The following is a 10,402-nucleotide window of genomic DNA, read 5'->3' as shown; positions in this document are numbered from 1 at the left end:
TCCACGGTAAGCTGTCGGCACCAGCCGGTCAACCCCTGTGCCGAACGACCGGCCCGCAAGAGGGTGAGAACAGCGATGGCTGCGGTACGACTGCAGGACGTGGCAGCGCGGGCGGGCGTCTCCCAGGCGACGGCGTCGCGCGTGCTCAACGGCTCGTCGCGGGTGCCGGGCGAAGGGGTCGCCGACCGGGTCCGCGCGGCCGCCCGCGAACTGGGCTACGTCCCGAACGCCCAGGCCCAGGCGCTGGCGCGGGCCTCGACCGGCCTGCTCGGACTGGTCGTCCACGACATCGCCGACCCCTACTTCTCGTCGATCGCGCGCGGCGTGCAGACCGCCGCGCGCACCGCGCGCAAACAGGTGCTGCTCGCCGCCACCGATCGCGACTTCGATGTCGAACGCGAGGTGGTCAGCACGTTCATCGCCCACCGCGCGGATGCGATCGTGCTGGCGGGTTCACGGCAGAGCGGCGACCTCGACCGCGACCTGGAGGCCGAGTTCGGCCGCTACCGCGACAACGGCGGACATGTCGTGGTGATCGGCCAGCCGCTGGCCTTCGGCGGCGCGGTCGAGCCCGAAAATCATTTCGCCTCAGGGCAACTCGCGGACGCACTGGTCGACGCCGGACACACCGATTTCGCCGTCATCGGCGGGCCGGGCAGCATCCGCACCGCGGTGGACCGCCGCAACGGCTTCGTCGAGGCGCTCGGCCGCCGGGGCCTGACCCCGCTGGTGGAGGTGTCGGGTGCGTTCACCCGCGACGGCGGCCACTCCGCGGCGCGGCGGCTGGCCGCCGCCCTGCAGCTCGAGCCCGGCGCCGGCGGCCGTCCGGTGTGCGTCTTCGCGGTCACCGACGTGATGGCCATCGGAGCCATCGCCGCATGGCGTGAGCTGGGCCTGGTGGTGCCACGCGACGTATGTGTCGCGGGCTTCGACGACATCCCCACGCTGCGCGACCACATGCCGAGCCTGTCGACGGTCGTGCTGCCGCTCGAGGAGATCGGTGTGCGGGCCGTCGAGCTGGCGCTGTGCCGGGACGCCGGCACCGCCGACCAGCGCGAGCGCATCCCCGGGACCGTGGTGCTGCGCGACAGCACCCGGCTGCCCTGACCTTTCCGGTCGCGGCGCGCGCCACCAAGGCGTTGACACTGTGCGCTGAATCACGTTACGGTGGGCCTCGCTTCGGAAAGCGCATTCCCAGTCGGGTTCCCGACCCGAGCCACTGCGAACTTAGGACATTCCATGGCGGTAACGGCAGCAGCCGGCGTGCGCCCCTCCGGGGGCGATGACGCACCACCGACAACCCCGTCGACTCCCCCGCGGCGCACCCCGGGGCGCCCGAGCTTCTCGGCCCGGCGCACCCTCGCCGGCATCTGGCGGCCCGTGGCCCTGGTCATCGCGCTGCTGGCCGCCTGGTGGGCGGTCACCGAAGCCGAACTGGTCGCCCCCTACATCCTGCCGTCACCGGGCGACACCTGGCGCACGGCCCAGGAGAACGCGGCCTACCTGGCGCAGAACACCTGGGTCACCACCTGGGAGACCGTGGTCGGCTTCCTGATCGCCGCGATCGTCGGCGAATTCGTCGCCGTCGTGATGATCTACTCGGCCAGCTTGGAGAAGACGGTGTACCCGCTGATCCTCTTCGCCCAGGTCATCCCGAAGATCGCGATCGCACCCCTGTTCGTCGTGTGGCTCGGCTTCGGGCCGTCGCCCAAGATCCTGGTCGCGGTGCTCATGGCGTTCTTCCCGATCGTGATCTCGGGGCTGGCCGGCCTGCGTTCCGTGGACCCCGAGATCCTCGAACTGACCTCCACGATGGGCGCCAGCAGGTTCAAGACGTTCATGAAAGTCCGCTTCCCCGCGTCGCTCCCTCAGCTGATGTCGGGCCTGAAGGTCGCGGCCACCCTGGCGGTCACCGGCGCGGTGGTCGGCGAATTCGTCGGCGCCAACGAAGGTCTCGGCTACGTGATCCTGCAGGCCAACGGAAACATCGACACCGCAATGCTGTTCGCCGCGCTGATCATCATGTCCCTGCTCGGCATCGTGCTGTTCGCGATCATCGAGATCGCCGAGAAGCTGCTCATCCCCTGGCATTCGTCGCGCCGCACCGTCAATTCCGCCGTCTGACCACCCCACTCAACGAGGAGAACCCCATGACGTCCATCCGCCGCCGCGCCACCGTCGCGGCCGCCGCCACCACCGCGATGCTCACCCTGGCCGCCTGCGGCGGCAGCGGGGGTGGCAGCAGCGAGTCCAGCAGCCCCGCCGCACAGGGTGAGGGCGCGCAGAACTCGGCCAACCTGATGCTCAACTGGTACCCCTACGGGGAGCACGCACCGTTCTACTACGGCGTGCAGGAGGGCATCTTCGCCAAGCACGGCATCGACCTGACGATCGACGCCGGCCAGGGCTCCACCAAGACCGTGCAGGCCATCGGCTCGCAGCAGGCCGACTTCGGCTGGGCCGACACCCCGGCCGTGCTGAGCAACATCGACAAGGGCGTGGAGGTCAAGAGCGCCGGGGTGTTCCTGCAGACCACCCCGTCGGCCGTGCAGGTGTTCGCCGACTCCGGCATCAACACCCCGCAGGACCTGGCCGGGCGCACCATCGCGGTCTCCGCCGGCGACGCCCCGACCACCACCTTCCCGATCTACCTCGACAAGGTGGGTGTGCCCGAGGATCAGGTCACCCAGCAGAGCCTCGACGCCGCGGGCAAGATGGCCGCGATGCTGTCGGGCCGGGTGGACGGTTTGATCGGCTTCGCCCACGACCAGGGCCCCACCATCGCCAACAAGAGCGGGCGTGAGGTGCGCTACCTCAAGTACTCCGATGCCGGGCTGAACTTCTACAGCAACGGGCTGATCGCCAACCAGGCCACCATCGCCGACAACCCGGAGCTGGTGCAGTCGATGGTCGACGCGACCAGCGAGGCGTTCGCCGCCGCCGCCGAGAACCCGGAGGCCGCGGTCGACGCGATGGCCGGCAAGGATCCGCAGATGCCGCCGCGCGAGGTGCTGCTGCAGCAGTGGGAGCAGACGATCCCGCTGCTGAGCACCCCGGCGACCGCCGACCAGGCGCCGGGCACCAACGCCAAGGAGGACTGGACCACCACCATCACCACGCTGTCCGAGGCCGGGCTGCTGGAGTCGGCCAAGGATCCGGCGGAATACTGGGACTCGTCCTTCACCCCGCAGGCCGGGCAGTAGGAGGACGCGACCATGTCGACCGCGACCATGACCCCACCCGGGACCACCGTGACCTCAGACGCCATCACGATCGAGAACCTGACCGTGACGTTCTCGTCCAAGCGGGCGACGGTGACCGCCCTCGACGACATCGACCTGCGCGTCGCCGACGGCGAATTCGTCTCGATCGCCGGCCCCTCGGGGTGCGGCAAGTCGACGCTGCTCAAGGTCGTCGCCGGGCTGACCGACTCCACCTCCGGATCGGTGCGGCTGCGCGGCCGCGACGTCCGCGGCCCGCAGCGCGAGATCGGATACGTGTTCCAGCGGGCCGCGCTGCTCGAATGGCGTTCGGTGCGCCGCAACATCCTGCTGCAGGCCGAGATGCGGGGCATGCCCCGTCAGCAGGCCGCGCGGCGCTGCGATCACCTCATCGAGATGACCGGTCTGTCCGGCTTCGAGAACGCGCTGCCGCATGAGCTGTCCGGCGGTATGCAGCAACGTGTCTCGCTGTGCCGGGCACTGCTGCACGAACCGGACGTGCTGCTGATGGACGAACCGTTCGGCGCGCTGGACGCGCTCACCCGCGAGAAGATGAACGTCGAACTGCACCGCATCTGGCGGGAGACCGGAACCACGGTCGTGCTGGTCACCCATTCGGTGGCCGAGGCCGTGTACCTGGCCAACCGCGTGGTGGTGATGAGCCCGCGGCCGGGCCGGATCGTCGAGACCCTCGACGTCGACCTGCCCGATGACCGGGAGTACGCCGCCACCATGGAGCGCCCGGAGTTCATCCGGGTCGCCAACCGGGTGCGCGACCTGCTCGGCAGCTCCACCGCCGCAGATTAGATCCCGCGAGCGTGCGTGTCTGCACGTCCGGCACCCGGTGTGTCGGCTGCAGCCACGCACGCTCGCAAGGTGTTTCAGCTGTGCTCGCCGGCGAGTTCCTCGATCGTCATGCCGTCGACGAGACGGTCCAGGGCGCCGGTCATCGTCGGGCACTCCCGCGCGGGGTGATCGGTCGGACACCCCAATGCGTGGGTGAGGAACCGCTGGGCCCCGCGGGCCCGGGCGATCACCCGGTCGAGCTCGGCCATCTGCTCGTGCACCGTCTGTCGCCACTGCTCACTGGGCGCGTCGAGCACCGCCGCCGCGGTGTCGAGCGGCACACCCAGCCCGTGGAAGATCTTGAGCAACGCCAGCCGGCGCAGCTCGTCGGTCCCGTACATGCGCCGGCCGGACTGTCGTGCCTGCGGGCGCACCAGTCCACGGTCGTCGTAGTAGCGCAGCGTCGACGGCGCCATCCCCAGCCGGGCGGCCGCCTCGCCGATCGGAATCGCCTCCATCCGGCCATTTGACTTCAACCGGGCTTGAACCGGCAAGGTCGAGACCATGACCGACTCCACCACCATCGTCAACCACCACGCCGACCAGCCCGGGTTCGCCGGACCGGCCGGTGCACTGTTCGCGCTGGTCTTCCTGCTCACCGGACGCGGTAACGCCCACCTGGCCGCCGACGTCGCCGGGGTGGCGCCGGGCGACCACGTCGTCGACGTCGGCTGTGGTCCGGGCACCGCCGCACGGGTGGCCGCCCGCCGGGGCGCCCGGGTCACCGGGGTCGACCCGGCCGCCGTGATGCTGCGGGTGGCGCGGGCCGTCACGCGCCGTTCGGCGCGGATCACCTGGGCGCCGGGCGGCGCCGAGACGCTTCCGGTGCCGGACAGGTCCGCCACCGTGGTCTGGGCGCTGGCCACCGTGCACCACTGGCCCGACGTCGACGCCGGCCTGGCCGAGGCGTACCGCGTACTCGCCCCCGGCGGACAGCTGCTCATCGTCGAACGCCGGGTGACGCCCGGCGCCACCGGCTTCGCCAGCCACGGCTGGACCCCGCGGCAGGCGGAAACCGCTGCCGCGCTGTGCCGTTCGGCCGGCTTCACCGAGGCCGGCGTGACCGCGCACCAGCGTGGGCGGCGGGGCGCGTGGACCGTTCGCGCCGTCCGGCCGCGCGACCTATGACGTGCCCGGCACCAGCCAGCGCCCCGACAGCGTGCGCCACCCGACGAACAGCAGCCGCAGCACCATGAACGTCGACAACCCGGCCCAGATGCCGAGCAGGCCCCAGCCGAACGCCAGCGAGAGCCAGATCAACGGCAGGAAGCCGATCAGCGCGCTGAGCAGGGTCGCGTTGCGCATGAACTTCGCGTCACCGGCGCCCAGCAGCACCCCGTCGAGGGCGAACACCACTCCGGCGACCGGCAACTGACCGACCAGGAACCACCACGGCACCCCGATCTCGTCGAGCACCGTGCGGTCGTCGGTGAACACCGCGGGCAGCACCGAGGCCCCGGCCGCGAACACCAGCGACAGCGCCCCGGCGGCGACCGTGGAGAACAGCGTCACCCGCCACGCGACAGATTTCGCGTGCGTCAGATGCCCGGCGCCCAGCGCCGCACCGACCAGCGACTGCGCGGCGATGGCCAGCGAATCCAGCACCAGGGCAAGAAAGTTCCACAGTTGCAGCACCACCTGGTGTGCGGCCACCGCGGCCGCGCCGAACCGCGCGGCCACGGCGCCGGCCGAGACGAAGCACGCCTGAAACGCGACCGTGCGCAGCACCAGGTCCCGGCCCATCACGAGCTGGGCGCGCAGCACCGCAGGCTGCGGGCGCAACCGCACCTTCTCGGTGAGCAGCGCCCAGCCGAACAGTGCCGCGGCCAGCCACTGACCGACGATGTTGGCCACCGCCGAACCCGGCAGACCCAGCCGCGGCGCCCCGAGCCAGCCGTACACCAGCAGCGGGCACAGCACCGCCGACACGGCGAAGCCGAACACCACGTAGCGCATTGGCCGCACCGTGTCCTGGACCCCGCGCATCCAGCCGTTGCCGGCCGCGGCCATCAGGATCGCCGGCACCGCGAGGCTGGCGATCCGGATCCAGGGCAGCGCCGCCTCGGCGATGTCACCGCCGGCCGCCAGCGCCGACACCAGCGGCACGGCGAAGATCTGGACGGCGACGACGATGACGGTGCCGACGCCCAGGGCCAGCCACGTGGCCTGGACACCCTCGCGCACCGCTGCCGCCCGGTCCCCCGCGCCGTAGAACCGGGCGGCGCGCGCCGTCGTGCCGTAGGACAGGAAGGTCAACTGGGCGGTGAGCACTCCCATGATGAGCGCACCGATCGCCAGGCCGGCCAGGCTGAGCGCACCGAGCCGGCCGATGACGGCGAGGTCGAACAGCAGATAGATCGGCTCGGCGGCAAGCACTCCCAGCGCGGGCAGGGCCAACGCCGCGATGCGCCGACTCGTCGCCGGAGCGGTCGGCGTCTCGGGCTCGCCCACTCAGCCCAGCGCTGCGCGCAGGGCCGCCACCACATCGTCGGCGACGCCGCTGGCCGAGTACCCGGCCGCCAGCCGGTGACCGCCGCCGCCGAAGGCGCTGGCCACCGACGCCAGATCGATGGACTTCGCCCGCATCGACACCGACCAGTGCTGCGGTTCGATCTCCTTGAACACCGCGGCGACCTCGGCCTGCGCGGTGGTGCGGACGATGTCGACGATGCTCTCGACTTCCTCCGGCCGCGCGCCGGCCCACTCCTCGTGCGGCACCAGCGCGTACACCAGCCCACGTCCCTCGACCGCCTCGGGCACCAGCCGCGCCGAACCCAGCACCCGCGACAGCATCGGCAGCCACGCGAACGGATGGGTGTCGAGCAGGGTGCGGCTGATCCCCGCGTTGTCCACGCCCATCTCCACCAGCCGCGCCGCCAGCTTGTGCGCCCGCGCGCTGGCCCAGCGGAACGACCCGGTGTCGGTGGTCAGCCCGGCGTACAGGCAGTGCGCGACACCGGCGTCGATCGGCTTGTTCCACGCATCGAGCAGGTCGGCGATCAGCATGGTCGTCGAGTCCGCGGACGGGTCCACGAAATTCGCGGTGCCGAACAGCTGGTTCGACGCGTGGTGATCGATGACCAGCACGCGGCGGCCCGGCTCGGCCAGGTCGCTCAACGCGCCCAGCCGGTTGACGCTCGGGATGTCCACGGTGACCACCAGATCGGCGTCGCGACGCATCCGCTCCGGCGCCACCAGCAGATGGCCGCCGGGCAGCGACTGCAGCGAGTCGGGCAGCCGGTCGGGCGCGGCGAAACCCACCTGCACATGCTTGCCGGCGTGGTCGAGCACCAGTGCGAGCGCCAGCCCGGCGCCGATCGTGTCGGCATCGGGATAGACGTGACAGACCACGCTGACCGTCGTGGCCGCGGCCAGCATGTCGGCTGCCCGAAAGGCATCCACCCGCGTGCCGGCAGGTGCGTCAGTCGTCTTGTCGATAGCGGTCACCGGTGTCCTCAGCATCGAGTTCGGCTTGAATCTCTTCAAGCCCCCCGGTTTCGCCCTCCGCCCCACTCACACGGTACGGGTCGGCGTCACCGGCATGCTTGGCACCCTGACGAACTCTCGCCAAATCCTCATCCGCGGCACGTGCCCGCGCCAGCAGCTCCTCCATCCGGTGTGCCGCATCCGGCACGGTGTCGCGCTCGAACGCCAGCGTCGGGGTGAAGCGCACCCCGAGCGCGGCGCCCACCTTCGAGCGCAACACCCCTCTGGCCTTCTCCAGCCCGGCCGCCGCGCCGGCGTAGTCCGGCTCCTCGTCCAGGCTGCGCCCGATCACGGTGTAGAACAGCGTGGCGTCGTGCAGGTCGCCGGAGACCTTGGCGTCGGTGATCGTCACCCCGGCCAGCCGCGGATCCTTGACCTCGTACTCGATCGCCGAGGCGACGATGGTGGAGATGCGCTTGGCCAACCGCTTCGCTCGTGCGGGGTCAGCCATCGGTCAGGTCCTCGCCTTCTCGACCAGCTCGTACGTCTCGACGATGTCGCCTTCCTTGATGTCGGAGTACGTCAGCGTCAGACCGCATTCGTACCCGTCGCGCACCTCGGTGACGTCGTCCTTCTCGCGACGCAGCGACGAGACGGTGAGGTTCTCGGCCACCACGACGTTGTCGCGCAGCAGGCGCGCCTTGGCGTTGCGCCGCATGATGCCCGACTGGACGAGGCAACCGGCGATGTTGCCGACCTTCGACGACCGGAAGATCGCACGGATCTCGGCCCGGCCGAGCTCGCGCTCCTCGTAGATCGGCTTGAGCATGCCCTTGAGCGCGCTCTCGATCTCGTCGATGGCCTGGTAGATCACCGAGTAGTACCGGATCTCCACACCCTCGCGGTTGGCCAGCTCGGTGGCCTTACCCTCGGCGCGGACGTTGAAGCCGATGATGATCGCGTCCGACGCCGACGCCAGGTTGACGTTGGTCTCGGTGACACCACCGACGCCGCGGTCGATGACGCGCAGTTCCACCTCGTCGTCGACCTGGATGCCCAGCAGGGCCTCCTCGAGCGCCTCGACCGTACCGGCGTTGTCGCCCTTGAGGATCAGGTTCAGCTGGCTGGTTTCCTTCAGCGCCGAATCCAGGTCCTCGAGGCTGATGCGCTTGCGGCTGCGGGCGGCCAGCGCGTTGCGCTTGCGCGCACTGCGCCGGTCGGCGATCTGGCGGGCGATGCGGTCCTCGTCGACGACGAGGAAGTTGTCACCGGCGCCCGGCACCGACGTGAAGCCGATGACCTGCACCGGACGGGACGGCAGCGCCGCCTCGACGTCCTCGCCGTGTTCGTCGACCATGCGGCGGACGCGCCCGTAGGCGTCGCCGGCCACCACCGAGTCGCCGACCCGCAGCGTGCCGCGCTGGATGAGCACGGTCGCCACCGGGCCGCGGCCACGGTCGAGGTGCGCCTCGATCGCGACGCCCTGGGCCTCCATGTCGGGGTTGGCCCGCAGATCCAGCGACGCGTCAGCGGTCAGGATCACGGCTTCGAGCAGCGCCTCGATGTTGACGTTGTTCTTCGCCGAGATGTCGACGAACATCGTGTCGCCGCCGTACTCCTCGGGCACCAGACCGTATTCGGTCAGCTGGCCGCGGATCTTGGCCGGGTCCGCGCCCTCCTTGTCGATCTTGTTGACCGCCACCACGATCGGCACGTCAGCGGCCTGCGCGTGGTTCACGGCCTCCACCGTCTGCGGCATCACGCCGTCGTCGGCGGCAACCACCAGGATCGCGATGTCGGTGGCCTTCGCACCACGGGCACGCATGGCGGTGAACGCCTCGTGACCCGGGGTGTCGATGAACGTGATCGGCCGCTCGCTGCCGTCGAGATCGACGGCCACCTGGTAGGCGCCGATGTGCTGGGTGATGCCACCGGCCTCCTCCTCGCGGACGTTGGCCTGACGGATCGTGTCCAGCAGTCGGGTCTTGCCGTGGTCGACGTGACCCATGACGGTGACCACCGGCGGCCGGAACTCGAGGTCGTCCTCGCCGCCCTCGTCCTCGCCGTAGGTGAGGTCGAACGACTGCAGCAGCTCGCGGTCCTCGTCCTCGGGGGACACCACCTGCACGACGTAGTTCATCTCGCTGCCGAGCAGTTCCAGCGTCGAGTCGTCGACGGACTGCGTCGCGGTCACCATCTCGCCGAGGTTGAACAGCGCCTGCACCAGCGAGGCCGGGTTGGCGTTGATCTTGTCGGCGAAGTCGGACAGGGACGCACCGCGCGCCAGCCGGATGGTCTCGCCGTTGCCGTGCGGCAACCGCACGCCACCGACGACCGGCGCCTGCATGTTCTCGTATTCGGCGCGTTTCGCCCGCTTCGACTTGCGACCCCGCTTCGGGGCACCGCCGGGACGGCCGAACGCACCGGCCGCGCCACCGCGCTGACCGGGACGGCCACCGCCGCCGCCGCCGGGACGACCGCGGAAACCTCCGGCAGCCGCTCCGCCTGCACCGGCGCCGCCACCGGCACCGCCGCCGCGGTAGTTACCGCCGCCACCACCGGGACGACCGCCACCGGCGCCGGGCCCACGGCCACCGGGACCGGGGCGCGGCCCGCCGGGACGACCCGAGGGTGCGCCGGGACGCGGGCCCGCCGGACGCGGCGGCATGTTGTTCGGGGACATGCCGGGGCGCGGCGTGCCGGGACGCGGGGCGCCCGGACGCGGCTGCGGCCGCGGCATCGGACGCTCCACCGGCTGCTGCGAGGAGAACGGGTTGTTGCCGACACGCGGGGTGCGCGGAGCCGGCTTGGGCGCCGGGCCGGGGCGCGGCCCCGGAGTCGGACCCGGCCGTGCGGGCGACGGCGCGGGGGCCGGAGCCTGGGCAGCTGCGGCCGGCGGAGTCGCAGAT

10 protein-coding genes are annotated in these 10,402 nt (G+C 71.1%); 5 read left to right on the top strand and 5 right to left on the bottom strand.

Going from position 1 to position 10,402, the window contains the following annotated elements:
* Positions 1–75 precede the first annotated feature (75 nt).
* From E4P42_RS24150 to E4P42_RS24135, 4 genes are all read left to right on the top strand, one after another.
* Positions 76–1,107 (top strand): LacI family DNA-binding transcriptional regulator, encoded by a 1,032-nt coding sequence (locus E4P42_RS24150; RefSeq protein ID WP_135128830.1) that lies wholly within the window; start codon positions 76–78, stop codon positions 1,105–1,107.
* A 132-nt stretch (positions 1,108–1,239) separates the two neighbouring features.
* A complete protein-coding gene (locus E4P42_RS24145; RefSeq protein ID WP_135128828.1) occupies positions 1,240–2,124 on the top strand; it encodes an ABC transporter permease in 885 nt (294 codons plus the stop codon).
* Between the two features lie 26 nt (positions 2,125–2,150).
* Positions 2,151–3,203 carry an ABC transporter substrate-binding protein gene (locus E4P42_RS24140; protein ID WP_135128826.1) on the top strand — a complete coding sequence of 351 codons (1,053 nt, stop codon included), beginning with the start codon at positions 2,151–2,153 and terminating at the stop codon, positions 3,201–3,203.
* Between the two features lie 12 nt (positions 3,204–3,215).
* A complete protein-coding gene (locus E4P42_RS24135) occupies positions 3,216–4,028 on the top strand; it encodes an ABC transporter ATP-binding protein (RefSeq protein WP_135128824.1) in 813 nt (270 codons plus the stop codon).
* A gap of 74 nt (positions 4,029–4,102) precedes the next feature.
* Here E4P42_RS24135 and E4P42_RS24130 read toward each other — a convergent pair whose 3' ends face one another.
* The gene (locus E4P42_RS24130; protein ID WP_135128822.1) at positions 4,103–4,525 is read right to left on the bottom strand and encodes a MerR family transcriptional regulator; all 423 of its coding nucleotides are present in this window, start codon (positions 4,523–4,525) and stop codon (positions 4,103–4,105) included.
* Positions 4,526–4,571: 46 nt separating this feature from the next.
* Here E4P42_RS24130 and E4P42_RS24125 point away from each other — a divergent pair, with 46 nt between their 5' ends.
* Positions 4,572–5,195 carry a class I SAM-dependent methyltransferase gene (locus E4P42_RS24125; protein ID WP_135128820.1) on the top strand — a complete coding sequence of 208 codons (624 nt, stop codon included), beginning with the start codon at positions 4,572–4,574 and terminating at the stop codon, positions 5,193–5,195.
* Here E4P42_RS24125 and E4P42_RS24120 read toward each other — a convergent pair.
* The 4 genes from E4P42_RS24120 to infB all read right to left on the bottom strand — a co-directional run.
* Positions 5,190–6,518, bottom strand: coding sequence for an MATE family efflux transporter (locus tag E4P42_RS24120; protein ID WP_135128818.1), 1,329 nt, complete (start codon positions 6,516–6,518; stop codon positions 5,190–5,192). The genes E4P42_RS24125 and E4P42_RS24120 overlap by 6 nt on opposite strands.
* A complete protein-coding gene (locus tag E4P42_RS24115) occupies positions 6,519–7,529 on the bottom strand; it encodes a bifunctional oligoribonuclease/PAP phosphatase NrnA (RefSeq protein WP_135128816.1) in 1,011 nt (336 codons plus the stop codon). It lies immediately after the preceding gene.
* On the bottom strand, positions 7,489–8,004 hold the full coding sequence (gene rbfA, locus E4P42_RS24110; RefSeq protein ID WP_135128814.1) for a 30S ribosome-binding factor RbfA: 516 nt from the start codon (positions 8,002–8,004) through the stop codon (positions 7,489–7,491). The genes E4P42_RS24115 and rbfA overlap by 41 nt, the downstream gene beginning before the upstream one ends.
* Positions 8,005–8,007: 3 nt before the next feature.
* A partial coding sequence (infB, locus tag E4P42_RS24105; protein ID WP_135128812.1) for a translation initiation factor IF-2 occupies positions 8,008–10,402 on the bottom strand: 2,395 nt, incomplete at its 5' end.

Source organism: Mycobacterium sp. PS03-16 (assembly GCF_004570325.1).
Lineage (GTDB): Bacteria > Actinomycetota > Actinomycetes > Mycobacteriales > Mycobacteriaceae > Mycobacterium.
Note: the sequence above shows the minus strand (reverse complement) of the source record. Positions and strands in the feature narration are given on the sequence as shown.